Here is a 23,632-nt window from a genome sequence, read left to right as displayed (position 1 = left end):
ACTATGTCCTTGCAAGCGAGTCAAGCACTGCGCCAAACACCGCTGGATAACCGACAGGCTATAAAGTTATTGCTAAAAGCCATCGGTGGCTTGATTGCACTGCTTTCCATTGCGTTATTGGCGCCTTTTGTTATGGCGGTAATGAACTCTGAGAAAGAGCAATGGACTTATCTCACCCTGGCTATGCTGGGGCTTGTTTTTGGGTTGATCTTATTTTTACAACCCGCAGGCGACGCCAAACTAAGAGCCAGACAAGTCTTTCTGCTGACAACGTTATGTTGGGTTTCAGCCAGCTTGTTCGCCACTTTGCCTTTTATTTTCGCCCGGCCTTATCTCGACTTCCCAAGCGCCTGGTTTGAATCAATGTCAGCAATTACCACAACGGGCGCCACCGTCATTACCGGTCTGGATAATTTACCGGACAGTGTTTTGCTATGGCGCGCCATGTTGCAATGGTTAGGCGGTATTGGGATTATCGTTATGGCTATGGCGATATTGCCCTTCCTTCAAGTAGGTGGAATGCGCTTGTTTCAGGCCGAATCTTCCGATATGTCGGGCAAGTTTATGCCCCGCTCCAGTCATATGGTAATGGCGATAGGCCGGGTTTACCTTATTCTGACTGCCGCAGTCATTGGCTTGTATCTTATTGGTGGCATGGCCAGTTTTGACGCCTTTGTACATGGCATGACAACCATCGCTACTGCTGGTTTTTCGAATTATGATGCGTCCTTCGGACACTTTTCTGACACCCCGTTCCTGGTGATTACCGGAACCCTGTTTATGGTCGCCGGGGCATTGCCTTTCGTGCTCTATATTCGGGTTATGAAACGGGATTTCGAACCACTGTGGAAAGATACCCAAGTACGTGCATTTGTGATTTTTTTGCTGGCTGCTATTGCATTGATTACCCTGGTACAGATAGTCAAGGGCAGAGAGTTTGGCGATGCCTTAATGCACACTGCATTTAATGTGGTGTCTGTGGTCACGACCACCGGTTATGCAACAGAAGATTACGGCAACTGGGGAAGCTGGTCGTTAATGGTCTTTTTCTACTTGATGTTTATTGGCGGGTGTACCGGGTCTACTGCCGGTGGTATGAAGATTTTCCGTTTCCAGCTGTCTCAACTATTGTTGCGCAAGCAGTTTAGCCAATTAATTCATCCTAACCTAGTGAGTGTACAAACGTACCAGGATCGTCGTGTAAATGACTCGCTGTTAGGCTCTATGGTTGCGTTCTGCTTTATGTACTTTTTGCTGATTGCCGTCATAGCGCTAGGCTTGTCTTTGTTTAATCTTGATTTTTTAACGGCCATATCAGGAGCCGCTTCAGCTGTGGGTAATGTTGGTCCGGGGTTAGGTGAAATTATCGGTCCATCTGGTAGCTTCTCCAGCCTTGACGCTGGGGCAAAGTTATTGCTTATTTTTGCTATGCTTGCCGGGCGTCTTGAAATTATGACCGTACTTATTTTATTCCATCGCCATTACTGGCGTCACTAAGCTCTACATCCTTCAGATGACACCATTTACACAAATATATTTTCAGCGAACACTTGCACGCTGAAACTACATGAATTAGATTAAACGCATGTTTAAATCATGCGTTTATTTATTTCATGGCTGCACGCATTTCAACTCAAAAGAAAATATTAAATGCCGCGGAGATGCTCTTTTCCCGAGATGGGTTTGAGCAGACGTCGTTACGGCAAATCACGCAGGAGGCAGGGGTCAACCTTGCTTCCGTTAATTATCACTTTGGCTCAAAAAAAGCGCTAATCCAAGCAGTAATGGCGCGCTATTTGATTGTTTTTATGCCAGTGCTGGAGGAACAGTTGCAACTGGCAGAGCAGCAAAGTGCGTTAAAAACAGAGGAACTGTTTAAGCGCTTTAAAATACCTTTAGCAAAGTTAACTGAGGTCAATAAACACGGACCCGATATTTTTTTAAGATTACTGGGCTTTGCTTACTCTGAAATTCAGGGACACCTGCGCAAATATACCCAACAGGAATTTGGTGGGGTACTGAAACATTTACTGGCTTTATTAAAACGGGCAAATCCTCATTTGGATGAGCAACAAATGTTCTGGCGTCTACACTTTATCTTAGGAGCCGCGGTTTTTGCTCAAGTGTCGGGTCAGGCACTCATTGAAATTGCTCAGGCGGAATTTAAACAAAAGGTCGATGCGCAGGATGTTATCGACCACCTTATTCCTTTTGTTTCTGGCGGGCTCGGAGAAGCGTAAAGAAACTGTCGTAAGTTAGAGATTTGACTACACTTTTATTGTGATGGTGCACTGGAGATAACCATGGAAATTCTTATTCTGTTAGTGGTTTTAGTGGTACTGGTGTTTGCAGTCGGAGATATCCGTCGCAGCCTGGTGACTAAACCTGTATTTGCTATTTTTAAGCGCATTCTGCCACCCATGTCTGACACCGAACGTGAAGCGATGGAAGCGGGGGATGTCTGGTGGGATGGAGAGTTGTTCAGTGGTCGTCCTGACTGGCAGAAGTTACTGGATATTCCTGAACCAAAACTCACCGCAGACGAGCAAGCGTTTGTCGATAACCAGTTAGCGAAATTGCTGGATATGCTGGACGACTTTAAAATTGTTCAACAGGATCGTGACCTGCCTAAACAAGTTTGGGATTACCTGCGTAAAGAACGCTTCTTTGCCATGATCATTGGTAAAGATTACGGTGGTCTTGATTTCTCTCCGGCGGCCAACTCGTTCATTGTGTCGCGTATTGCCAGCCGTTCTATCAGTGCCGCAGTATCGGTTATGGTGCCAAACTCGTTAGGCCCGGGCGAGTTATTAACGCATTATGGTACTAAAGAACAAAAAGACTACTGGCTGCCACGTCTTTCAGACGGCACCGATATTCCATGTTTTGCCTTAACAGGCCCGGAAGCAGGTTCTGATGCCGGTGCTATTCCGGATGAAGGGATTATTTGTAAGGGTGAACACGAAGGTGAAGAAGTTGTCGGTATTCGTCTTAACTGGTCTAAGCGCTACATTACGTTAGCGCCTTCGGCTACTGTTTTGGGTCTGGCGTTTAAGCTTTACGATCCGGAAGCATTGTTAGGCGATAAAAAGGAAATAGGCATTACTTGTGCGCTAATTCCTACATCGCATAAAGGCATAGAAATTGGCGACCGCCATTTTCCTCTGAATCAGGCTTTCCTAAATGGTACCACCTTTGGTAAAGACGTCTTTATCCCACTGAAGTGGATTATTGGTGGGTCAGACTATGCAGGTAAAGGCTGGCGTATGCTGGTTGAGTGCTTGTCTGCCGGGCGCGGTATTTCATTGCCGGCACTGGCCGCTGCGTCGGGTCATGTGACGCAACGTATGACCGGCGCTTACGCCTATGTTCGTCAGCAGTTTGGTATGCCAATAGGAATGTTCGAGGGTGTGCAGTCATCAATGGGTAAAATTGGTGGTACTAATTACATTCTGGAATCTATGCGGCGTTTGACCATTTCGGCTTTATGTCAGGGGCAAAGTCCGTCAGTTGTGACGGCCATGACCAAATACCACATGACTGAAATGGGTCGTGAGGTGCTTGAGCACGCTATGGATATTCATGCGGGTAAAGGCATTCAATTAGGTCCGCATAACTACTTGGGTCATGCTTACATGGCAACGCCGGTATCTATTACGGTGGAAGGTGCGAATATTCTGACACGTAACCTGATGATATTTGGTCAGGGTGCAACGCGTTGTCACCCCTACGTATTGAAAGAGATGAAAGCAGCCGCTAATCCGAACGAAGACGAGGGCATGCGTGACTTTGACAGCTTACTGATGAAACATATTGGCTTTGCGGCCAGTAACGTATTCGGTAGCTTGTGGTTAGGTTTGAGTGGGGCTCGCTTTGGTGAGTCACCGGTGAGTGGTGAAACAGCACATTACTACCGGAAACTGGGTCGTATGAGCCGCGGCTTAGCCTTAGCGTCTGATATCTCGATGCTTATGATGGGCGGCGATTTAAAACGCAAAGAAATGATTTCAGCGCGTCTAGGTGACATTTTAAGTCATTTATACATGGGCTCTGCGGTATTGAAACGTTTTGAAGATGAAGGTCGTCAGGTTGCCGATTTACCTTACGTTCATTACGCGTTGAAACACCATTTATACAGCATTGCAGATGCGTTCTATGGCTTCTTTGACAACTTCCCGAACCGCTTTATGGCATGGGTTATGCGGATATTGATTTTCCCTCTGGGTAATCACTTTAAAAAGCCGTCGGATGAAACCTTGCAGGATATCAGTACCAGCATGATGGAGCCCGGCGTTACGCGTGACCGTCATACGTTCTTGTGCTACTGGAAAGACAGCATTGGTGACGCCACGGGACATATGGAGAAAGCCTTTCTTTCTATGCTGGAAATGAAGCCGGTTTATAAAACTCTGCGTAAAGCACAAAAACGTGGTGAGTTGTCGTCAAACCTTAACGGCAAAGAGCTTGCTGACGCGGCGCTGCAGAAAGGGCTGATTGATAAAGATACGGCGACCAAACTGGCCGAAACCGAAGAGCTGCGCCTAACGGCTATTGGTGTGGACAGCTTCGCTCCGGGAATTATCGAAAACAATCAGTTTTACACCGCTAAAGGTGACATAAGAAAAGCAGCGGTTAAAGAGTAACCGCCGCTAATCCGGAGTCTCTTACTGGAGAGACTCTCGCTTATCTTTCATATTAAGAATAGGCTTCACAAAAGAGCGCTCCTGAGCGCTCTTTTTTATTGCAGCGCTGGCAGCAGCAGGGCAACTGCCTGTGCTGATATAGGTGTTTGCCGCTGCTGTCAGTGGATCTTCAGAGCTTCCCCAGTCAGCAACGAGTTGATCTTCAACCGAACAGTCTGGTGCGAGGCCATCGTAATATTTGCCCTCACCTTCGGAATTCACGGTTTCAAAGTTAATCGCAAAAGTGACTTTGTCACACAGCTCTTCCGGCTGCTGTCCAACCGGTTTACCGCACGTTGGCTGGCCGACAGTCACCACCTCTATATGAGGTTTTAGTGAGTTAATGATAATTTCTGAAGACGAACAGCTGCTGCCGGTAGTCAGTATGAAAACGCGATCTAAGTTCAGCTGCTCGACCCCATCAACCAGACTAAAAGGCAGAGTTTCGTTCAATTCGCTGTTCTGCTCATTAAAACGATATTGCAAAAAGGTTTTACCCTGAACATTGGTGCCGGCCGTTTGAGTTGATATTTGATTTGCGTAACGGATTAAGCCTCCGCCATTATATCGAACATCAATTACCAGATGATCAACACCCTGTGTAGCGAATAGATCGAAGGCCGTATTGAGATCATCGCCAGTGCGGTTAATGAAAGAGTCCAGGGCAAAATAACCCACAGTTTCACTGTCAACTTGATAGGTCTGTGCCCCCATAACGGTGTTGGTTTCTACCTCAACTTTACTCAACAGTTCAGTTTGTTCAGTGCCATCGGGTTTTTCCCAGGTAATTTCACGGCTTAAACCTTGCTCGTTTGGCCCTAAGGCGGCATTAAACTCACCATTTGCCAGTAATTCAGAAACTGGAACACCGTCAATCGCAAGAATTTCATCGGCCCGTTCCATACCAGCCGTTGCTGCGGGTGAGCCGTCATAAACAAAACGAATTTTTACCCGACTTGCACTAACTTGCTCCATAGAAAAACCAAAGCCATAGTATGTGGCGGTAACAAACAGTTGGTCGTATTCTTCTTCTGTCAGTATGTAACTGTACCGGTCTTCGGGCACGCGCAACTCTTCAAGAACGGCGTAAACATCATCAAAGGCTTCAGGATCTAAGCTATCTTGTAGTTGATCTGCCCAAAAATAATCTTCTTTCATGTATTCGAAAAATTGCTCATTTTGGTATTCAACTGAACAAAATTCGTAATCGTTGCCTGTGCCGCCTGAATTACCTTGGCTGCTGCTATCAGAACCACCACAAGCGGAAAGCGCTAACGTAACACCGATACATAAAAGCGATTTTTCGAATTTCATAGCCGATCTCTTTTTCTGTTGTAAAAATGTTAATTTAGCACAGCGAACGAAAAGATAAACAGGGAACATGGCGTCTTTACGTCACTCATGGCAAACTGCTGACTATTGAAAACCAAATGAGACAGCCGCTGTTATGGCACAACTAATGATAGATATTGCGGGCACTCAGCTGACCGCCGAAGATAAAAAGTTGCTTGCTGAGCCCTCTGTTACCGGGCTTATTTTATTTACGCGTAACTTCGCCTCATTAGAGCAGTTGCAAGAACTGACTAGCGAAGCACGTGCTGCCGCGGCAAAGCCATTGCTTATCGCCGTTGACCATGAAGGAGGGCGCGTTCAACGCTTCCGACAAGGTTTTAGCGATATTCCGGCTATGGGGTCGCTGCAAAAAATTGAAAAAGAAGACGAGAGACAGCGAGCCGCGCGCGACTTAGGCTGGTTGATGGCAGCCGAAGTTCAGGCTGTGGGCATTGATATCAGCTTTGCGCCGGTATTGGATGTAGACGACTGCAGTGATGTTATAGGTGACCGCGCGTTTTCAGCCGTACCATCGGAAATTTCTAAGCTGGCGTCTTCCTTTATAGAAGGTATGCACGAAGCCGGCATGGCGTGTACCGGCAAACATTTTCCCGGGCACGGCTCAGTGCAGGCCGATTCACACATCGCCATACCTGAAGACGACCGCACATTAGAACAAATTCGAGCTCACGACTTAAAACCCTTTTTGTCTTTAAGCCAGAAGCTGGACGGCATAATGCCGGCGCACGTTATTTACCCGCAAATAGACCCTCAGCCAGCAGGCTTTAGTGAGTTTTGGCTGCAGCAAATTTTGCGTAGCGAATTGCAGTTTAACGGCACTATTTTTAGCGATGACTTGTCCATGCAGGGTGCAACGGTAGCGGGTGACATGTCGCAACGCGCTATGGCGGCATTAAAAGCCGGTTGTGACATGATACTGGTGTGTAATGACAGAGCGGGGGCAGTGCAGGTGCTGGATGGTAACTTGCCGGCAACTGAGCCTGAAAGTGCTCAGCGTGTACAGCGTATGCTGATGTCATCACCCGTAGCTAACATGGAAGAATTACAGCGGACCGAGCGTTGGGAACAAGCCCAACGCTGGTTACAAATCTAGGCTATTCGTAACTTACTCTTCGTAAAGTATGGGGTCTTCAATGCCGTTGGCGGCGAAGGCCTCTAACCGTTCCTGACAGGCCCCGCATTGACCACAGGCTTTTTCACGGCCGTTATAACAGGTCCAGGTTTGGCTGTAATCCAGCCCCATTGTTAAACCGTCGGCTAAAATGGCATTTTTATCGACGTCTAAATAGGGCGCATGCACCTCAACTGGCTCGTAGTTGGCCATTTTACTGACTACATCCATTTGCCGAACGAACTCCGGACGGCAGTCGGGGTAAATGGCGTGGTCGCCTGAATGTGCACCGTAATACACCGCAGAAGCGTTTTCCGATACCGCATAGCCAATGGCCAGTGACAGCAAAATCATATTGCGGTTAGGCACTACCGTCGATTTCATCGACTCTTCTTCGTAATGGCCTTCGGGAATGTCGATGTCGTCGGTTAATGAACTGCCCGACAGTAGTGAGTTAATAGCGGTAATATCGACCACTTTATGCGGTATTCCATGCTGTTTACAGACGTTAGCCGCAACTTCTAATTCCTTTACATGGCGCTGGCCGTAGTTAAACGACAAGGCCAGTACCTCTTTTCCCTCGGCCAGGGCTTTGTGCAAAACGGTAAAAGAGTCCATTCCACCTGAATAAATAACAACGACCTTTTGCGACATGCTCTAACTCCCCGTATAATCCGCATCTGTCCTTTTAACGAAAGCCATTTTAACGGAAGCTATGTCTTACCGCATCAACGAAATTTTTGAAACCTTGCAAGGCGAGGGCACCTTTACCGGTGTGCCGTCCATTTTTCTGCGTTTGCAGGGTTGTCCTGTGGGTTGTCCCTGGTGCGATACCCAGCACACATGGGAAACCAACCAAAGTGATTTGGTCAGCGTTGATGCAATGATGGCAAAAACCGAAGCCACCTCAGAATGGGCGGAAATGACTGCCGAAGACATTATTGCACGCTTTGAACAAGAAGGTTACGCCGCCAAACACGTCGTGATAACCGGTGGTGAGCCTGCCATGTTTGACTTGCTGCCGCTGGGCAAAGCTTTAGAAGCCAAAGGCTACCAGTTGCAAATAGAAACCAGCGGCACCTTCGAGCTAAAAGTAACCGACAATACCTGGGTAACGGTATCGCCTAAACTGGATATGCCCGGCGGTTACTTAGTACGCCCCGACTGCATGGCCCGCGCCAATGAAATAAAGCACCCCATAGCCATGCAAAAGCATATAGACGCGTTAGACTCTTTACTCCAACGCTGCCCACCCAAAGCCGACGCCATTATTTGTCTGCAACCTATAAGCCAGCGCCCACGCGCCACAGAGCTTGCCATGAAAACCTGCATTGCCCGTAACTGGCGCCTTTCCGTGCAGATGCATAAATATCTCAATATTGAGTAAGACATTTACTACTTCTGATCTGACCTCGTAAAACCCCGTCTATACTTCCTGACCTCAATACTAATTGTAGTGTTGAGTTATCGTCAGGAGGAAAATATGAATACGCGTTTTGCTCGACATTCTCGTGGTCAGGGAATGACAGAATACATCATTATTGTGGCTTTAATCGCTGTCGCAGCAATTGGAGTTTATTCACTTTTTGGTAAGTCCATTAGGAATCAGGTAGCGGGTCTTGCTCAGGAAATGACGGGTCAATCTTCAACACAGCAACTTAATAGAGCTCGCCAATCATCAAGACGGGCAGGAACTGTTGCTAATACTGACGTAAACCTCGGAAATTATGATGAGGCAACAGAGCAAGGCAATCAGTAACGATGACCTCGCCTAATTCCAATCTGAGAATAAAAGGACAAACCCTGATTTTAATGGTCGGGGTTCTGTTTCTGGTTTCTCTCTTACTTTTTGCTGTGACAGATATGGGCAAGCACGCCAGACGCCAGTGGTATTTGCAGAGTGTTGCGGATAATGCCTCATATAGCGCAGCTGTTGCGATGTCTCGCCAAATGAACTTTTTAGCAATAACAAATCGTGCGCTTATCGGAAATCAAGTAGCGATAGCTCAGTGGGTGGGTTTGGCGAGCTATTTAGCCATGTTAGATAAGACAGCAGATAATCTTGAAACGGTAACCTCATTCATTCCCTATCTGGCGCAAATTACCCGAGCGCTATCCTCGGTGGTCGATCGAATTGAAGAGGGTTTTGATCGCTTGGTACGTGTTCTTATCCAGTTTCAATCTGCCGTAATACAAGGGATATCTGCTGCACAACGACTTTTAGACGCTAGCTTTGCTATAGAGTTACCACTTCTTATTCAAGATATCGTGTCTAAGCACGATGAAAACCTCAGTTGGGATGCCTACCAAGGTGGTGGAATCGCTCCGTTTCCAAGCCTTTGGTGGCGAAAAACTGAAGCCCGTAATACAGAGAACGAACAAGAGTCAAATGAGCTAGAGGAGTTAACGCTAAAAAGTCTGGACCCCTTTAGTAAAAGTCGAGGATACGATTGGATTAATGTTTTTACTCATAAAATTGTAAAGCGAGGAGGAACAGAGTTATCCAGAAATCGAAACGGTGGCTGGGACTGGCATGCACTAGATTCCATTTCTCTTCACGGACGGCATTGGTTTTTCGGCGACTTTGAAGAGCAGTTGCCCCTGGGGTGGGGAGCTAAAGCACAAGACAAACGGCGATCCAAGCGTGCGGGCTACGGCGGAGCCTTCTACAACAACTCAACGTCTTCCGGGCTGGGATTAGTTCAGATGGATTCGTTTAAAGACAGTACGGAGAGTTTTACTTTCATGCGGTTGAGTAATTTTCTGAATCTAAGTATGGATACAGTCATAGTCAAAATAGAGCTAGGTAACCAAGCCGCATATGCTAAGGCTAAAACGGACTTTAGCCGGCCGAATCAAGTTTTTTCTCGCGGCGATGAGCGTAAAGAGACCGATAACTTATTCAACGCGCTATGGGAAGCTGAGTTAGTTCCTATTGCTGACATAGATAAAATAGGAATTTTAGGTCGTGATGTTCTTTAAGCAGAGAGGGCAAGCAGCTATTGAATTTATTTTATCAGGGGGAGTGTTGGTAGTTATTTATCTATCCCTATATCAAACGCTTATTCCTGCTGTCGAGGGTAATACAGATAATCTAATAGCTGCGCGAAAAGCAATATGGGAAAGAATTAGAGATGATGAAAAAACGCTGTTGTCTGGGAATTATCGTTTAAATGAGCATACAAAAATATTTTTTAACCCTCTAAACAGAATTCTACCTGTAAATCTTGAAGGTAAAAATTTACGAGTGCTCAGACCCTTAGATGAGTCATATGTATACCCGATGGTTAGGTTAAATGACAGTTGGCAAGCACGAACATCGTCGGAATTATCAAGCAGGCCAGCATCACTAGTTGTGAATAATGTGTTGTCTGGGGATGTAACTCGGTTAGTTCAAGATGGAATAGGCAGGCTTTTTTTAGCTGAAGAACTTCGTTCAGACTCGTTAGTATTTGGAACGATTTCACCCGATGTTGTTCCTCCCGAAGCATATCAAGAAAGGAATTAGTTATGGATTTGCCAGTAGTTTTAGATGATTGGGACTGGATCGAGCAACCGATTAGCTCCTCTATTAACGTTAATGCTCATTTTCTGGAAAAGCCGAAGATTCCAGATTGGGATGCACTGCAGCAGTTTTATCCATATTGCCCAGGGGGAGAAACAATTTTTTGGCTATGTCCTATCGACGGCACAGACTGGACGTTGTTTGAGGTTGAGAATGGACAGTGGGTATTAATGCCAATGACAGCGTTTCCTCCGAAGGAAAAACTGTTAAAAGGGCCTTTTACTCCAATATCAAAACATAAGAGTAATGGACGAACTGCTTGGGTCTATTTAGCCAGATATCCGTTCAAACAGCTACAGACTTCAATGATGTTTTATTACAGCCAAAAAATTGATTCCTTTCAATCAATTGAAAGGAAAAATGATGTCTGGATATTTAAGGAGGATATGGGGAGACTTATGTTCTCGGAGCAAGGGAAATATGTAATTTTGGTTCATGTTCTATGATTCAAAAGCAATACGGTCAAGCATCAATAGAATGGCTGTTAATTTCGCTATTAATAATGGTAGTTCTGCTTGTTCTTGACCAACAGCTTTCGTTAATCGATTACTTAATTCAAACGGGCCGTGAAGTTAAAGATTTTTATTATTTTGTTTGGCGTTACTTAGTATTGATCCCAGGAGGAAGTTCATGACAAGGAAGGCGAAATGGATTTTTGCCGTAGTTTTTAGCGTACTACTTTCGATAGTAACCGTTGTTCTGATTCATCAATACCTGCAACGAGAAACGTCACGGAGATTAGAGCAAGCCTCAGGAAATGCAAGGAACGTTGTTGTCTTTGCAAGCGAATTACAGGCTGGTAAAGCTCTTAACGCAAATGATTTGTTGGTTCGCAAATATCCAGAGGAATTGATTAGTGCTCAATGGTATCTGGAAAGTTCAGCAGGAATGCTGATTGGGCGTCAGCTTCGATCAGACGTGCAACCGGGAGAACCAGTTTCTGAACGGGTTCTATCGAGTAACCTTAATAATGGTCTTTCAGCAAAGTTACCTAATGGTTATTACGCTATAACTGTCGAAACGGATAATTTAGGGCATCACAATGCAATGCTTAAAACAGGTGATGTCGTAGATATTGTATTTGTTGGAGGCTCGTTCGAACAATCTAGGCAGTACACAGCTTTTGATAATATTGAAATTTTTGATGTGTACGGTGTTCAGGAAAATTTTGGAACCTACTCACTCACTTTATTAATAGAATCTGCGAGGGTTCGGGATTTTACTAGAGCACTTGGCAACCCAATGCTCGTATGGGCTAGAGAACATAGCTCGCCTAATGTCGATATATGGGCTAAGGGCACAAAACAAAGCAAGGTGGCACCATGGAAGGTTCAGTAAAGCTTAAATATTGCTTATTGGTAGTAGTCTTATTTTCCATGGCTTTCAATGCTGTGGCCGAAATTAAGAAGGCATTTTACTCTCTTGAGAAAGGAGAAACAGTGTCTATCCGGGTGAAATCCGGTACTGATATTGTAGTAAGTAATGAAGCTGTCGTAGACATTCATTTGTTAAACGATAACCAGGCTATTTTAAGAGCTAAAAAAGTTGGGGAGTCTGATGTTTGGCTTAAAGTCGGGGAGAAACTACGAAAAATTAACGTTCGTGTTATTGAAGATCTTGCCCCTTCAATAAAGTCTCGCATAAAAACCTTATTAGAGGCAGAGCCAGATTTAAAAGAAGTAAACAGACCCGGACTAACCGTTTTATCAGGAAGGATATCTCAAAGACATTTCGACGAATTAGAAATGATCGCTAAGAGTCATAAGCGAATAATGAATTTAACTGAGCCCTTTCAACAACAAGCACCTATGTTGACGCTCAGAGTAAATATTTTGGAAACAAAGCGGCAGTACCTGGAAGATTTAGGTATCCGGTGGCAAGGCGCAACAAGCGGCCCCACATTTTCAAGTTCGTTGTCGGGATTATTCGAGTGGGACGCGGCCATTAATTCGCAATTAATGCTGATGCAAAGACGTGGTCTGGCAAAACTATTAGCGAACCCTGTTTTGTCGACGCAAAGTGGAGAGAAGGCAACATTTCTGGCTGGTGGAGAATTACCTATTCCACAAGTTGTGGCTCAGGGTATGCAGGATGTAACTTTCCGAGAATACGGTATAAAACTCGTTATAGAACCAGTCGTGCTAGATGGCAATCGGATTAAAACGCGGCTTCATGCTGAGTTAAGCAATATTGACCCTGCAGTTTCTGTGGCTGGTGTGCCAGGTATTTTAAGTCGAAAAACTGAGTCAGTTTTTCTGTCAAATGATGGAGACACTTTAGTTTTATCCGGCCTTTTAAGTACTGATGAATCTGCTCAGGAAGATGAAATACCGGGGTTAGGATCTTTGCCTATATTGGAGAATGCTTTTAGAAGTCAGCAGAATCGAGAGCAAACTACTGAACTAGTCATCATGGTCACCGCCGAGAGAATGGACGCTGCAAAAGAACGGGATCGCAGTAGACAAAAGAAGCTTACACAAAAGCATAGTTGGTATAGAGAGGAATCGGCTCTTCAATTGAGGGATACATTTCAATGACATCGGCAACTTTAATTAATGCGCTTAGAGAGCATTTGGATACCAGAGATCCGCATATCGAAGAAATGAATGAAGATGAGCTGAGGAGTTATTCCGAGTCTTTTTTAAGAGTAAAAACAGGCGAACCGGAGCGAGACATTAAAGATGCGGTGGCTGAAGTTATCGGTTTAGGTCCTATTGAACGACTTCTATCGGATGAATCGGTGACAGAGATTATGGTAAACAGCTTTGATCAAATTTACATTGAAAGAGCCGGTAAATTAGAGCGTGCCGTAGAAAAATTTAGTAATGAACTGTCTTTGCGCCGGGCTATAGACAAAATAGTTCTACCCTTAGGACGGCATATTGATGATGCCTCTCCAATGGTAGATGCGCGTCTAGCGGATGGATCTCGCGTTAACGCAGTCCTGGCTCCATTAGCGACAAAAGGCGCATGTCTCACTATTCGTAAGTTTAGCCAAAAATCATTAACTATTGAGGATCTAGTCAGTAGTGGCTCGTTAACTTCGGAAGCAGCAAAGTTTTTAAAGTTAGCTGTTCGCTGTCGTCAAAACATTATTGTATCTGGCGGAACGGGTACAGGAAAAACCACACTACTAAATATTCTCTCCCAGGAAATTCCCGAAGGCGAAAGGGTCTTAAGTATCGAAGATGCTGCAGAGCTTAGATTAAATCACGATAACTTAATTAGCCTGGAAGCTCGACCTAAAAATCAAGAAGGCGTAGGCGCCATAGGGATTCGAGAACTGGTTATCAATGCATTACGGATGCGGCCAGATCGACTTATTGTAGGGGAGTGCCGGGGACCAGAAGCTTTAGATATGTTGCAAGCAATGAATACCGGACATGCAGGCTCTTTAAGTACTGTTCATGCAAATAGTGCAAGGGATGCTTTAAAGCGTTTGGAAATTATGGTTTTGATGGGAGGAATTGAACTCCCTATTTCTGCACTAAGACAGCAAATATCAAGCGCAGTTGACATAGTTATTCAAATAGCTCGTCTCACTGATGGTAGAAGGGTTGTTGTAACTATAAATGAGGTAACGGGGATAGATGATGACGTTTTGCAATTATCACCTTTATTTGAACGAACCAACATTCAGCAACCTTTAATGAGTAACCAGACTCTTTGCAAATTTGCTGAGGAACAAACAGAAGCAATTCGTCAGGAGATATGGAAGTCTTTGATGGAGGAAGATGAATGTTCATTTTAGGTTTAGTTATTTTGGTGATTTGTAGCGGACTATGCTGGTTATGGATACTGTCAGAGTTGACTCCCGATAGATATCAAAAGCTTGAAGACAAGCTAACAGTATCGACGGTGCAGTCTCTGGAAGAGTTTTTTTTACGAATGCCAGTTAAAATTCTTGTTAGAAGTTATTTAGTTGCCACGGTAATTGTTCCCGTAATTGTTTGGGTCACTATCGATATGAGTTGGGCTCTGCCGGTCTTAGTTCTGTCGCTATTAGCTCCCCCGTTCTTATACCGTTATTTTAAAAAGCGTCGTTTTTCGAAAATAGAAAAGCAGTTACCCGGAATGCTCATTGGAATGAGTAACCAATTAAGGAGCGGAACAAGTGTTGGTGCGGCTTTAAAAGGTATGCAAGGAACTCAGCTAGCCCCTCTTGGTCAGGATATCGATGAGATCTTAAGACAAGAAAAGGTCGGAAAGCCTTTAACTGACTGCTTGGAGGACTGGCAACGAAGGGTTCCTATCTTTTCTATACAGCTTGTTGTCCAGTCGTTGGTTTTGGGTCTGAAAAGTGGTGGTCATCAATCCGAACTGTTTTTACGTTTGGCAGATAATCTTCAGCAACAGCAACATATTAAAGAACGACAATTAACTCTGACATCACAAGCCAGAATGCAGGCTAAAATTCTAGTTTTGATGCCGGCTGGATTGTATTTCCTTTTGAGTTGGATGAAGCCTGAACATACCGATCTCTTTACTGAATCTCCTATTGGAATGGGAATGCTCGCTGTCGCCTTTATTTTAATGAGCATTGGTGCGTGGATGGTAAAAAAAATTATGCATCCGGACGAAGAAGAATGATTTTAGTCTCTATTTTATCTTTTGCTTCTGCGTTCAGTTTTACGGTACTTTTCATGACGTTATGGAAAGCTGTTTCCTTGGGTAAGAAGCTGGATCAAGTAATATTAAAATTGTGGTCAGTTTTGCCTACAACGATTCAAAAGTCGACTGCTCGCTATCTTAAGATTGAGTTTCTGAACGGGGAGGAGCGCTCGTTTTTCTGTTGGGCTGTAATGGCGTGTTTATCATTATGTTTGTATTTAATAATGGACGTTTGGTTAGTGCTTGTTGCCTATCTACTTTTGCTTTTAATGATCATTAATAAACGACGAGCCTTAATTGCTAGAAACAACAAAATTGTTGTTCGCCAATTACCCGATTTCTGTGACTTAATTTCGATGATGATTGCATCAGGTATTCCTTTGATTTCAGCGTTGGAAAAAGTCTCTAAGTCCTGCAATGACATGTTGCTCGCTAAAGAGGTATCAAAGATGCTCAGTAGATTGCGCAGGGGAACTAGCTTTTCTCAATCGATGGAAGAATTGTCGGGAAATTATGATGCAGAACAAATAAAGGAGTGGAGTGCAATGGTGATCAAGGGGTATCAGCAAGGTGCCAGCCTCACCAAGTCTTTACGATTTTTTGCTAACCAATTAAGACAAGAATTGCTTAATGCTGCAGAGAAAAGAGCACAAGAAGCCCCGGTAAAATTATTGTTCCCATTGGTAACCTGCTTTTTCCCTGTAAATTTTTTGGTCATTCTAGGGCCTGTAATTGTACAAATGAACCAAGGAGGGTTTGGGTGAGCAGTGATAAAGAAGTTGTTCTATGGTCGAAAGTGAAATCTATGAAAAAATTTCATCAACGACTAATAGGCATGTTGAAAGAAAAACAACCAACAACTGAGATGGCCTTTTGGTTTCCATTCTGTAAGTCAATACACACTTGGGGTATGAAAGAGCCCATCGATGTGGTTGCGCTCGATAAAGAGCATAGAATTATTGGGATTCGCAGGTTCGTTTGCCCGAATGAGATTGTTCGCTTTAAAGGAGCTTATGGGCTTATCGAAATGGCTGCAGGAAATTTTTGGCCTATAGAAAAATGGATAGGGAAAGAATTAAAGTTTACTAGAAAGCATGGAGAGCTAAATGAAAAAGTGTATTTTGATTACTGTATTGCTATTGAGCTTACTTAACCTGGGTTGCAGCGCAACTGTTCAGGAAAGACAAGAGCAGTTCCAACGCACTAAAATGGCACTGGACTGGTATCAAAGCGGTGACCTGTTATCAGCCGAGCAACACATACAATGGTTGCATAGTAAGGAAATGGGGACTGATAAAAGCTGGGCATTACTGGGAAATATATACTTCCGGCAATATCGGTTTAAAGCAGCTGAGTCAGCTTATAGGAAATCATTGGCACTTAATGCTTCAGATCACAGTGTATGGTTTAATTTAGCGCTTTTGCAGCTGCGGGAAACAACCAACACCCTCATGGATGCAAGGGTGGAAGCGGATTCTTTTGATACAGAGTTAGAAGTTTTACTTAAGAAGTTATTAATGATGCAAAAGGTACGCCTGAGCGACGTACCTGAAATGCCAACTAACGCACCGAGTGCTTCATTATCCGAGCCTTCTGGCGTTGCCAGTCACGCTCTTTAATGGTGTCGCGTTTATCATGTGACTTTTTACCCTGGGCTAAAAATATTTCCAGTTTTGCCCAGGGGCCTTTCCAGTACATGGTTGTGGCAACAATGGAATAGCCCTCACGCTCTGAAGCGCCAATAAGCTTATCCAGCTCGCGGCGCTTCAGTAGCAGTTTACGGCTGCGGTCTGGCTCGCAGTAAACGTGGCTTGAAGCTTGGTTAAGTGGCTGAATTTCGGCACCCAAAAGGTAAGCCTCGCCATTTTTAATAATGACGTAGCTGTCGCTAATATTGACCTTGCCAGCCCGTATGCTCTTAATTTCCCAGCCCTGCAAACTCACACCTGCCTCGAACTTGTCTTCAAGGAAGTATTCGTGCCGCGCTTTTTTATTACGAGCTATAGTATTGGACGATTGTTGTGGTTTCTTTTTACTCATGGCTGCCATTATACCTATGCGCACTGAAAAGAAAATTGCTTTAAGGGCTTCAAAGCGTTTCTGGTTGCGTTATTATTGCGCAGTTGATTTCAGTTGTAGGGAAAAAAATGCCCAGTATTGAAAAAAGTGCCTTAGTTTCGTACAGCGCGAAACAGATGTTCGACCTTGTTAATCATGTAGAAGCTTACCCGGAGTTTGTGCCCGGTTGTGCTGCGTCACGCGTGCTGGAGTCATCTGGCCAACAAAAGGTGGCGGCATTAGACATTAGCAAGGCGGGTATTAGTAAAACCTTTACTACCCGCAATACGCTATATGAACCTGAACGTATCGATATGGACCTGGTAAACGGGCCATTTAAAAAATTAACCGGTGGCTGGGTGTTTACGCCACTGGCGGACGATGCCTGCAAAGTAGAGCTTAAGCTGGACTTTGAATTTTCGAGTCGTTTGCTGGGCATGGCGTTTGGTAAAATATTCAGCGAGGTTACCTCGCGTATGGTCGATGCCTTTGTGAAACGGGCCGAGCAGGTGTACGGCAACCAGCATGGGTAATAAGTTAACTATTGAAGTGGCTTACGCTACGCCTGAAAAACAGGTGCTGCTAACGGTGCATCCGCAAGAGGGTGCTACGGTAGAAGAGTGCATCAATATGTCAGATGTGTTCGATCATTTTCCAGAAATTGATCTTGAACAGCAAAAAGTCGGTATCTGGAACAAGACGGCGAAATTAGATGCGCAGCCAAGAGACGGCGATCGCATTGAAATTTATCGTCCGCTAATTGCTGATCCAAAAGCCGTACGCAAACGGCGTGCGGAGGAAGCTAAGCAGTCAGGCCGTGCAAACCGGGTAACCGGGGGCCGACCTGACGCAAACCGCCGAGCGCAGGCTGAGGAGTCTAAGCCAGAATGAAGCTGTACATTATGCGTCATGGTGAAGCAAACTACCCGAAGGGCAGTTATTCTGATCGCGAACGCCGTTTAACCACTAACGGTGAGAACGAAGTAATGACCACAACCAATTGGCTGATAGACAAGCAGCCGAAAGTGGACTGTGTTTATGTGAGCCCGTATTTGCGAGCCCAGCAGACAGCCTCTATTTTACTCTCGCACTTAAAAACCGGGCAGCGTCAGGACAGCGATGATATTACGCCCGATGGGCACCCGGCGTCGGTTGTCAGTTGGCTTGCTGCAGAAATTCAAGAACACGACTTTGACAGTGTGGTCTTAGTGTCGCACATGCCGCTGGTCAGTTATTTAGTGCATGAACTGGATGCCAGTGTGCAACCGCCTATTTTCCCTACGGCCGGCATTGCGGTAATTGAGTTCTCGCCGGAAACCTTGCGCGGTAAGTTTAAACAGTTATTGATAGCAGAGCGGTGTGCGGGCTAACCACTAGCTCGCCACTTTGAGCAGAACCAATAACGAGGCAGCCCCCCCCCATTCCAGTGGCGCCTGGTGAAAGGCCCGGACATGTGGGTGTTGAACCAGCCAGTGAGGTAATTGTTGTTTTAACTTACCACTACCATGCCCGTGCATAATGCAACAGCAGTCGATGTGTTCACGCTCACAGGCTAATAGTAAGGCTGCTAGTTCCTGGCGGGCCGTTGCTAAAGTCATCCCGTGTAAATCCAGTAACAATTCTGGCGTATAATCTCCGCGGCGCAATTGTTTAACCAAATACGCAGATTCGTCTTCGGCTGCAAAGCGCACAGGACCTTCAGCAAAGTGTGCCTCAAAATCATCAGAAAAATAGTGGCTGGCTGAGCGACTGGCGTCAGCAATTTGTTGTGCGCTAGGGTGCTGCGATAACTGTCGGCGCTTGCGAAGTTCGGCTATTTTCGGTGGCTCTGGTGGCAGTTTATCCTGCTTAATACGCGCAGCACCTTTCGCGGCTTCACGAAAAAGCTCGATATCGTCTTCTGAAAGAGAGGATGACGGACGTTTGTTTGCAACCATGATTGATGAAAACCGCGCTAAATTAAGGTATCTTTAAAGCATTAAGTTTATTCAGTATAAAACATTCAGTGGTCGGGAGACAGCCTTTGCAAGCGCGTAATCTGGAACAAGCCATTCAAGAGTTAGTCAGTATTGATGACATCATCCGCTGGAGCGTCACTCAGCTTAACCAGTCCGATGTGTATTACGGTCACGGTACCGACAACCCGATTGACGAAACGCGGGCGTTATTAAGCCACGTATTACAACTCACGACGGCTCAATTGGCTGACATGGGTCATTGCCGGCTGTTGGCCTCGGAAAAGCAAGAATTTACCGAGTTACTAAAACAGCGTATTGAGCATCATATCCCGGCCCCGTATCTGACGCATGAGGCCTGGTTTGCCGGACTACCTTTTTATGTGGACGAACGAGTGTTGATTCCGCGTTCACCAATAGCTGAGCTGATTGAAAATGGCTTTCAGCCCTGGCTAACGCAACAGCCGCACCGCGTATTAGATTTATGCACCGGTGGTGGCTGCATTGCTATTGCCTGTGCCTACGCTTTTCCGGAAGCAGAGGTGGATGCGTTAGATATTTCGACCGAAGCGCTGGAAGTGGCGGAGTTTAATATTGAGCAGCATGGTTTAACGCATCAGGTAACACCGATTCAATCGGACTTATTCGATTCAGTAAAAGCTGAAAAGTACGATGTAATTGTCAGCAACCCGCCTTATGTTGATGCTGAAGACATGGTTGACTTACCACCAGAATATCATCATGAACCAGAGCTGGGTTTAGCGGCAGGTAACGACGGCTTAATTTTGGTCGATAAAATGTTGTTGCAGGCGGCGGATCAGTTAAATGACGGTGGGCTCTTTGTTTGTGAAGTGGGTAACTCGATGCCGGCTCTCGCCGATAAATACCCAAGAACGCCTTTCACATGGATTGAGTTTGCCAACGGTGGCGACGGTGTTTTCTTACTGACCAAAGAACAGCTTATTGAACATAAACAACGAGAAACTAAGGCCAGCTAATGCCAGGAAACAGTTTTGGGCAGTTATTTAAAGTAACAACCTTCGGTGAAAGCCACGGCCCCTCGTTGGGCGCGGTTGTGGATGGATGCCCGGCGGGTCTTGCGCTATCGGAAGCTGACTTGCAGGAGGCGCTGGACCGACGCAGACCGGGCCAAAATAGGTATACCACGGCACGCCGCGAAGCTGATCAAGTTAAGATCCTGTCGGGTGTTTTTGAAGGCATAACCACTGGCACACCCATTGGCTTGCTAATAGAAAACACTGACCAGCGCAGTCAGGACTACTCGGAAATAAAGGACACCTTTCGGCCGGGCCACGCGGATTACACTTACCAACACAAATATGGGGTAAGAGATTATCGCGGCGGTGGACGATCTTCAGCTCGTGAAACGGCAATGCGGGTTGCCGCTGGTGCTATAGCAAATAAGTTGTTGCAACAGCAGGGTATTGACGTTCAGGCGGCGTTAACCCAAATGGGTTCGGTTGTTGCTAATAGCATTGACTGGCAACAGGTACGTGAAAACGAACTATTCTGTGGTGATGCTAATGCGGTAGAGCCTATGCAGGATCTTATCCGTCAGTTGAGAAAGGAGGGCGACTCGGTTGGCGCTAAAATTCGGGTACAGGCCACAGGTGTTCCGCCGGGCTGGGGTGAGCCAGTGTTTGACCGATTAGACGCCGATTTAGCTAAAGCGTTAATGAGTATTAATGCTGTGAAAGCCGTTAGCATTGGCGATGGTTTTGATGTGGTGAGCCAACGAGGCAGTGAACATCGCGATGAAATGACGCCCGAAGGCTTTTTATCGAACCACGCAGGAGGCGTTTTAGGTGGTATTAGCAGCGGGCAGCCGGTGTTTGCCGATATTGCACTTAAACCAACGTCCAGCATCGCCATCAGTGGCCGCACAATCGATCGTTGGGGCAACGAGCAGGCTATAGTAACAAAAGGCCGTCATGACCCTTGTGTTGGCATTAGAGCGGTTCCTATAGTGGAAGCAATGACCAGTTTGGTTTTGGTTGATCATTGGTTACGCCAACGCGCGCACAATGTATCAGCACAAACGGAAACACCAGATATCAGTCGTTAATCAGATATGAGTCAGAAGTCAGAACACCATTATCAACGCTTAATTACTACTTTTGAGCGCTGTTTCAAACAAGATCACAACACAATGCTGGTTGCTGGTGACGATGAACCTTACTATCAGCCCGCCATAGAAGAAGGCGAATATAATCAGGTAGTTTTTGCTCATGGTTTCTTTGCGTCAGCTCTGCACGAAACCGCGCATTGGTGCATAGCCGGCGAGGCGCGCCGAAAGCAGTTTGACTATGGGTATTGGTACGAACCTGACGGGCGAAACGAAGCACAGCAAAAGTCTTTTGAACAAGTTGAACGTAAGCCGCAGGCGTTAGAATGGCTGTTTTCTCTCTGTTGCGGTTTTCCATTTCAGGTAAGTGTGGATAACCTGAATGGTGTAGAAGTGGACAGACGAGCCTTCACTGCGAAGGTAGCAAAGCAGCTAAGCCAGCAGTTGGAGGAGAATTCACTGCCTCCGCGTGCGGTAACGTTTGCAAAAGCGTTGTGTCAGGAGTTTAATTGTGACTGGCCTGCGCGTCAGGCTATTAATTTCTAAGCAATAATTTTTAATAGAGACAAGGAGTTACTTATGTTTTTAAGAGCATTATTAGTTACCGTAGCAATATTCGGTTTAAGCGCCTGTGAAACACTTGAAGGTGCGGGTGAAGATTTAGAAAATGCAGGTGAAGCGATTCAAGAAGAAGCCGAAGACGAGTAATAATGAAAACAAGCAGTAAACTGACCGTAGGTTTTATCATTAACCCGTACGCGGGTATTGGCGGCGCCCTGGCTTTAAAAGGAAGTGATGGCGCCGACGTTCGGGAAAAAGCGTTAGCTGCGGGAGCTGAAAAAAAAGCCGCGAAACGAACAGAAACTGCACTGAAGTTGCTTCAACCTTACAAAGAGCAACTGCATTTTGTTACAGCCGACCATGAAATGGGAGCCGACACTCTAATTGCAATGGGGTTTTCATTTCAGTCAGTGTACTGTGCGGCTAAATCTCCATCCTCACCTCAGGACACGCAAAAAGCGGTGTCCGAAATTATTGCTCAAAAAGTGGATATCTTGCTGTTTGCCGGAGGCGATGGCACTGCGCGGGATATTTATCAGGTGGTGCCTGAAAGCCAGCTTGTATTAGGCATACCCGCAGGGGTAAAAATTCACTCAGGTGTTTATGCTATTAGTCCAACCGCAGCCGGGCGAGTTATCGAGAAAATCCTGCAGGGGGAGTTATCCAGTATTCACAATGCCGACGTCATGGATATTGATGAAGACGCCTTCCGAAAGGGAACAGTGAAAGCAAGACGTTTCGGTGAAATGTCGGTGCCAGCTGAGCTTGAATACGTTCAGGCGGTTAAAATGGGTGGTAAAGAAAGCGACGAGCTGGTTCTGGATGATATTGCGGCGGAAGTTATCGAACGAGTTGACGATGAGTTGTTGGTAATGGGTTCGGGTTCAACGGTGGAAGCCATTATGCAATCTATGGGGCATGAAAATACTCTGCTTGGTGTTGACCTGGTTCAAGATGACAACCTGCTGGCCAGCGATGTTACCGAAAGCCGTTTGTACCAAGAAGTGGCTCAGCATGAAGCTGGAACCATAAAACTGGTTATAACGCTAATTGGCGGGCAAGGTCACTTGTTTGGTCGTGGTAACCAACAATTGAGTCCTCGGGTTATTCGCCATATTGGTAAAGACAATATATGGGTTGTTGCAACAAAAACGAAGTTGCAGGCACTGAATAATAAACCACTTCGGGTCGACACGGGCGATCCTGAGTTAGACTCCGAACTGTCGGGTACTATCCGTGTTATTACCGGCTACCACGACGAAGTTCTTATGCCGGTAGCAGCCGTAAACTAAGCGCTACTGGCTTAAAATTGAGATTTCGGCATGTGCACGACCAGGCCATCTAACTCGTCAGTCACTTCTATTTGACAGCTCAGTCGACTGTTGTCTTGTGGCTCCATGACCATATCTATCATGTCTTCTTCCTGTTCTGATGGTGCAGGGATCTTGTCCTGCCATTCAGGCGGGATATAACAGTGACAAGTGGCGCATGACATAACGCCGCCACACTCTCCGATAATACCGTCAATGAAGTTCTCGACAGCAGCTTCCATAACGTTGGTTCCTGAATCGACAGTGGCTTCAAATTGATTGCCATCGGCATCGATGAAATAAACGGTTGGCATGATAAATTCTGTATCCTGTTTAAAAA

General features: G+C 45.7%; 29 protein-coding genes. 24 read left to right on the top strand and 5 right to left on the bottom strand.

Going from position 1 to position 23,632, the window contains the following annotated elements:
* Positions 1-3: 3 nt before the first annotated feature.
* The 3 genes from RBK99_RS03535 to RBK99_RS03525 all read left to right on the top strand — a co-directional run bounded on the left by RBK99_RS03535 (position 4) and on the right by RBK99_RS03525 (position 4,643).
* Positions 4-1,497, top strand: a complete 1,494-nt coding sequence (locus RBK99_RS03535) for a TrkH family potassium uptake protein (RefSeq protein WP_317503258.1) — start codon at positions 4-6, stop codon at positions 1,495-1,497.
* Between the two features lie 116 nt (positions 1,498-1,613).
* On the top strand, positions 1,614-2,240 hold the full coding sequence (locus tag RBK99_RS03530) for a TetR/AcrR family transcriptional regulator (protein WP_317503257.1): 627 nt from the start codon (positions 1,614-1,616) through the stop codon (positions 2,238-2,240).
* Between the two features lie 63 nt (positions 2,241-2,303).
* A complete protein-coding gene (locus RBK99_RS03525) occupies positions 2,304-4,643 on the top strand; it encodes an acyl-CoA dehydrogenase (RefSeq protein ID WP_317503256.1) in 2,340 nt (779 codons plus the stop codon).
* 21 nt (positions 4,644-4,664) lie between these two features.
* On the opposite strand, the gene RBK99_RS03520 is transcribed toward RBK99_RS03525, so the two are convergent.
* Positions 4,665-5,996 carry a S41 family peptidase gene (locus RBK99_RS03520; protein WP_317503255.1) on the bottom strand — a complete coding sequence of 444 codons (1,332 nt, stop codon included), beginning with the start codon at positions 5,994-5,996 and terminating at the stop codon, positions 4,665-4,667.
* A 133-nt stretch (positions 5,997-6,129) separates the two neighbouring features.
* Here RBK99_RS03520 and nagZ point away from each other — a divergent pair, with 133 nt between their 5' ends.
* A complete protein-coding gene (gene nagZ / locus RBK99_RS03515) occupies positions 6,130-7,128 on the top strand; it encodes a beta-N-acetylhexosaminidase (RefSeq protein WP_317503254.1) in 999 nt (332 codons plus the stop codon).
* Between the two features lie 12 nt (positions 7,129-7,140).
* Here the strand turns inward: nagZ and queC are convergent, their stop codons facing one another.
* Complete coding sequence (gene queC / locus RBK99_RS03510; protein WP_317503253.1) at positions 7,141-7,800, bottom strand: 7-cyano-7-deazaguanine synthase QueC; 660 nt, start codon at positions 7,798-7,800, stop codon at positions 7,141-7,143.
* A gap of 61 nt (positions 7,801-7,861) precedes the next feature.
* On the opposite strand from queC, the gene queE reads away from it, so the two are divergent.
* From queE to RBK99_RS03450, 12 genes are all read left to right on the top strand, one after another.
* A complete protein-coding gene (queE, locus tag RBK99_RS03505) occupies positions 7,862-8,533 on the top strand; it encodes a 7-carboxy-7-deazaguanine synthase QueE (protein ID WP_317503252.1) in 672 nt (223 codons plus the stop codon).
* Between the two features lie 96 nt (positions 8,534-8,629).
* On the top strand, positions 8,630-8,905 hold the full coding sequence (locus tag RBK99_RS03500; RefSeq protein WP_317503251.1) for a Flp family type IVb pilin: 276 nt from the start codon (positions 8,630-8,632) through the stop codon (positions 8,903-8,905).
* Positions 8,906-8,907: 2 nt separating this feature from the next.
* Positions 8,908-10,128, top strand: coding sequence for a pilus assembly protein TadG-related protein (locus RBK99_RS03495; RefSeq protein WP_317503250.1), 1,221 nt, complete (start codon positions 8,908-8,910; stop codon positions 10,126-10,128).
* Positions 10,118-10,654 (top strand): hypothetical protein, encoded by a 537-nt coding sequence (locus tag RBK99_RS03490; RefSeq protein ID WP_317503361.1) that lies wholly within the window; start codon positions 10,118-10,120, stop codon positions 10,652-10,654. The genes RBK99_RS03495 and RBK99_RS03490 overlap by 11 nt, the downstream gene beginning before the upstream one ends.
* A 2-nt stretch (positions 10,655-10,656) precedes the next feature.
* The gene (locus RBK99_RS03485) at positions 10,657-11,157 is read left to right on the top strand and encodes a hypothetical protein (protein WP_317503249.1); all 501 of its coding nucleotides are present in this window, start codon (positions 10,657-10,659) and stop codon (positions 11,155-11,157) included.
* 184 nt (positions 11,158-11,341) lie between these two features.
* Positions 11,342-12,049, top strand: a complete 708-nt coding sequence (cpaB, locus tag RBK99_RS03480) for a Flp pilus assembly protein CpaB (RefSeq protein WP_317503248.1) — start codon at positions 11,342-11,344, stop codon at positions 12,047-12,049.
* Positions 12,034-13,248: a type II and III secretion system protein family protein gene (locus RBK99_RS03475; RefSeq protein ID WP_317503247.1), complete on the top strand. Its 1,215-nt coding sequence runs from the start codon at positions 12,034-12,036 to the stop codon at positions 13,246-13,248. The genes cpaB and RBK99_RS03475 overlap by 16 nt, the downstream gene beginning before the upstream one ends.
* Entirely contained in the window at positions 13,245-14,462 is a 1,218-nt protein-coding gene (locus RBK99_RS03470; RefSeq protein ID WP_317503246.1) for a TadA family conjugal transfer-associated ATPase, read from the top strand. Before RBK99_RS03475 ends, RBK99_RS03470 begins: the two co-directional genes overlap by 4 nt.
* Positions 14,450-15,301, top strand: coding sequence for a type II secretion system F family protein (locus RBK99_RS03465; protein ID WP_317503245.1), 852 nt, complete (start codon positions 14,450-14,452; stop codon positions 15,299-15,301). The genes RBK99_RS03470 and RBK99_RS03465 overlap by 13 nt, the downstream gene beginning before the upstream one ends.
* A complete protein-coding gene (locus RBK99_RS03460) occupies positions 15,259-16,086 on the top strand; it encodes a type II secretion system F family protein (protein WP_317503244.1) in 828 nt (275 codons plus the stop codon). The genes RBK99_RS03465 and RBK99_RS03460 overlap by 43 nt, the downstream gene beginning before the upstream one ends.
* A complete protein-coding gene (locus RBK99_RS03455) occupies positions 16,083-16,475 on the top strand; it encodes a DUF192 domain-containing protein (protein ID WP_317503243.1) in 393 nt (130 codons plus the stop codon). The genes RBK99_RS03460 and RBK99_RS03455 overlap by 4 nt, the downstream gene beginning before the upstream one ends.
* Positions 16,429-16,941 (top strand): tetratricopeptide repeat protein, encoded by a 513-nt coding sequence (locus RBK99_RS03450; RefSeq protein ID WP_317503242.1) that lies wholly within the window; start codon positions 16,429-16,431, stop codon positions 16,939-16,941. Before RBK99_RS03455 ends, RBK99_RS03450 begins: the two co-directional genes overlap by 47 nt.
* On the opposite strand, the gene smpB is transcribed toward RBK99_RS03450, so the two are convergent.
* Positions 16,883-17,362 carry an SsrA-binding protein SmpB gene (gene smpB, locus RBK99_RS03445; RefSeq protein ID WP_034820895.1) on the bottom strand — a complete coding sequence of 160 codons (480 nt, stop codon included), beginning with the start codon at positions 17,360-17,362 and terminating at the stop codon, positions 16,883-16,885. The two genes, RBK99_RS03450 and smpB, sit on opposite strands and share 59 nt — an antisense overlap.
* Positions 17,363-17,469: 107 nt before the next feature.
* Here smpB and RBK99_RS03440 point away from each other — a divergent pair, with 107 nt between their 5' ends.
* From RBK99_RS03440 to sixA, 3 genes are read left to right on the top strand one after another with little or no spacing between them, the layout of a single operon-like run.
* On the top strand, positions 17,470-17,913 hold the full coding sequence (locus tag RBK99_RS03440) for a type II toxin-antitoxin system RatA family toxin (RefSeq protein WP_317503241.1): 444 nt from the start codon (positions 17,470-17,472) through the stop codon (positions 17,911-17,913).
* Positions 17,906-18,271 carry an RnfH family protein gene (locus RBK99_RS03435; protein ID WP_317503240.1) on the top strand — a complete coding sequence of 122 codons (366 nt, stop codon included), beginning with the start codon at positions 17,906-17,908 and terminating at the stop codon, positions 18,269-18,271. Before RBK99_RS03440 ends, RBK99_RS03435 begins: the two co-directional genes overlap by 8 nt.
* Positions 18,268-18,750 (top strand): phosphohistidine phosphatase SixA, encoded by a 483-nt coding sequence (gene sixA, locus RBK99_RS03430; protein WP_317503239.1) that lies wholly within the window; start codon positions 18,268-18,270, stop codon positions 18,748-18,750. Before RBK99_RS03435 ends, sixA begins: the two co-directional genes overlap by 4 nt.
* Positions 18,751-18,753: 3 nt before the next feature.
* Here the strand turns inward: sixA and smrB are convergent, their stop codons facing one another.
* Entirely contained in the window at positions 18,754-19,317 is a 564-nt protein-coding gene (smrB, locus tag RBK99_RS03425) for an endonuclease SmrB (protein WP_317503238.1), read from the bottom strand.
* 86 nt (positions 19,318-19,403) lie between these two features.
* Between smrB and prmB the strand changes: the two genes are divergently transcribed.
* From prmB to RBK99_RS03400, 5 genes are read left to right on the top strand one after another with little or no spacing between them, the layout of a single operon-like run.
* The gene (prmB, locus tag RBK99_RS03420) at positions 19,404-20,333 is read left to right on the top strand and encodes a 50S ribosomal protein L3 N(5)-glutamine methyltransferase (protein ID WP_317503237.1); all 930 of its coding nucleotides are present in this window, start codon (positions 19,404-19,406) and stop codon (positions 20,331-20,333) included.
* On the top strand, positions 20,333-21,421 hold the full coding sequence (gene aroC, locus RBK99_RS03415; protein ID WP_317503236.1) for a chorismate synthase: 1,089 nt from the start codon (positions 20,333-20,335) through the stop codon (positions 21,419-21,421). Before prmB ends, aroC begins: the two co-directional genes overlap by 1 nt.
* Positions 21,422-21,427: 6 nt before the next feature.
* Entirely contained in the window at positions 21,428-21,967 is a 540-nt protein-coding gene (locus RBK99_RS03410; protein ID WP_317503235.1) for an elongation factor P hydroxylase, read from the top strand.
* Between the two features lie 33 nt (positions 21,968-22,000).
* Positions 22,001-22,129, top strand: coding sequence for an entericidin A/B family lipoprotein (locus RBK99_RS03405; RefSeq protein WP_317503234.1), 129 nt, complete (start codon positions 22,001-22,003; stop codon positions 22,127-22,129).
* Positions 22,130-22,131: 2 nt separating this feature from the next.
* On the top strand, positions 22,132-23,274 hold the full coding sequence (locus RBK99_RS03400; RefSeq protein WP_317503233.1) for an ATP-NAD kinase family protein: 1,143 nt from the start codon (positions 22,132-22,134) through the stop codon (positions 23,272-23,274).
* 11 nt (positions 23,275-23,285) lie between these two features.
* On the opposite strand, the gene RBK99_RS03395 is transcribed toward RBK99_RS03400, so the two are convergent.
* Positions 23,286-23,606 (bottom strand): 2Fe-2S iron-sulfur cluster-binding protein, encoded by a 321-nt coding sequence (locus RBK99_RS03395; protein WP_317503232.1) that lies wholly within the window; start codon positions 23,604-23,606, stop codon positions 23,286-23,288.
* Between the last annotated feature and the right edge of the window lie 26 nt (positions 23,607-23,632).

It is taken from the genome of Idiomarina solivarensis (assembly GCF_033052755.1).
Taxonomy (GTDB): domain Bacteria; phylum Pseudomonadota; class Gammaproteobacteria; order Enterobacterales; family Alteromonadaceae; genus Idiomarina.
Note: the sequence above shows the minus strand (reverse complement) of the source record. Positions and strands in the feature narration are given on the sequence as shown.

Bases quoted from the DNA above. Each gene is read 5' to 3' on its own strand.
- RBK99_RS03450 (WP_317503242.1), top strand. From the start codon at position 16,429: ATGAAAAAGTGTATTTTGATTACTGTATTGCTATTGAGCTTACTTAAC.
- RBK99_RS03475 (WP_317503247.1), top strand. From the start codon at position 12,034: ATGGAAGGTTCAGTAAAGCTTAAATATTGCTTATTGGTAGTAGTCTTA.
- RBK99_RS03530 (WP_317503257.1), top strand. From the start codon at position 1,614: ATGGCTGCACGCATTTCAACTCAAAAGAAAATATTAAATGCCGCGGAG.
- RBK99_RS03520 (WP_317503255.1), bottom strand. From the start codon at position 5,996: ATGAAATTCGAAAAATCGCTTTTATGTATCGGTGTTACGTTAGCGCTT.
- RBK99_RS03495 (WP_317503250.1), top strand. From the start codon at position 8,908: ATGACCTCGCCTAATTCCAATCTGAGAATAAAAGGACAAACCCTGATT.
- sixA (WP_317503239.1), top strand. From the start codon at position 18,268: ATGAAGCTGTACATTATGCGTCATGGTGAAGCAAACTACCCGAAGGGC.
- RBK99_RS03465 (WP_317503245.1), top strand. From the start codon at position 14,450: ATGTTCATTTTAGGTTTAGTTATTTTGGTGATTTGTAGCGGACTATGC.
- cpaB (WP_317503248.1), top strand. From the start codon at position 11,342: ATGACAAGGAAGGCGAAATGGATTTTTGCCGTAGTTTTTAGCGTACTA.
- RBK99_RS03470 (WP_317503246.1), top strand. From the start codon at position 13,245: ATGACATCGGCAACTTTAATTAATGCGCTTAGAGAGCATTTGGATACC.
- smpB (WP_034820895.1), bottom strand. From the start codon at position 17,362: ATGAGTAAAAAGAAACCACAACAATCGTCCAATACTATAGCTCGTAAT.
- RBK99_RS03435 (WP_317503240.1), top strand. From the start codon at position 17,906: ATGGGTAATAAGTTAACTATTGAAGTGGCTTACGCTACGCCTGAAAAA.
- aroC (WP_317503236.1), top strand. From the start codon at position 20,333: ATGCCAGGAAACAGTTTTGGGCAGTTATTTAAAGTAACAACCTTCGGT.
- RBK99_RS03395 (WP_317503232.1), bottom strand. From the start codon at position 23,606: ATGCCAACCGTTTATTTCATCGATGCCGATGGCAATCAATTTGAAGCC.
- RBK99_RS03440 (WP_317503241.1), top strand. From the start codon at position 17,470: ATGCCCAGTATTGAAAAAAGTGCCTTAGTTTCGTACAGCGCGAAACAG.
- RBK99_RS03490 (WP_317503361.1), top strand. From the start codon at position 10,118: ATGTTCTTTAAGCAGAGAGGGCAAGCAGCTATTGAATTTATTTTATCA.
- RBK99_RS03500 (WP_317503251.1), top strand. From the start codon at position 8,630: ATGAATACGCGTTTTGCTCGACATTCTCGTGGTCAGGGAATGACAGAA.
- RBK99_RS03405 (WP_317503234.1), top strand. From the start codon at position 22,001: ATGTTTTTAAGAGCATTATTAGTTACCGTAGCAATATTCGGTTTAAGC.
- RBK99_RS03410 (WP_317503235.1), top strand. From the start codon at position 21,428: ATGAGTCAGAAGTCAGAACACCATTATCAACGCTTAATTACTACTTTT.
- smrB (WP_317503238.1), bottom strand. From the start codon at position 19,317: ATGGTTGCAAACAAACGTCCGTCATCCTCTCTTTCAGAAGACGATATC.
- RBK99_RS03485 (WP_317503249.1), top strand. From the start codon at position 10,657: ATGGATTTGCCAGTAGTTTTAGATGATTGGGACTGGATCGAGCAACCG.
- queE (WP_317503252.1), top strand. From the start codon at position 7,862: ATGTCTTACCGCATCAACGAAATTTTTGAAACCTTGCAAGGCGAGGGC.
- queC (WP_317503253.1), bottom strand. From the start codon at position 7,800: ATGTCGCAAAAGGTCGTTGTTATTTATTCAGGTGGAATGGACTCTTTT.
- RBK99_RS03525 (WP_317503256.1), top strand. From the start codon at position 2,304: ATGGAAATTCTTATTCTGTTAGTGGTTTTAGTGGTACTGGTGTTTGCA.
- nagZ (WP_317503254.1), top strand. From the start codon at position 6,130: ATGGCACAACTAATGATAGATATTGCGGGCACTCAGCTGACCGCCGAA.
- RBK99_RS03400 (WP_317503233.1), top strand. From the start codon at position 22,132: ATGAAAACAAGCAGTAAACTGACCGTAGGTTTTATCATTAACCCGTAC.
- RBK99_RS03535 (WP_317503258.1), top strand. From the start codon at position 4: ATGTCCTTGCAAGCGAGTCAAGCACTGCGCCAAACACCGCTGGATAAC.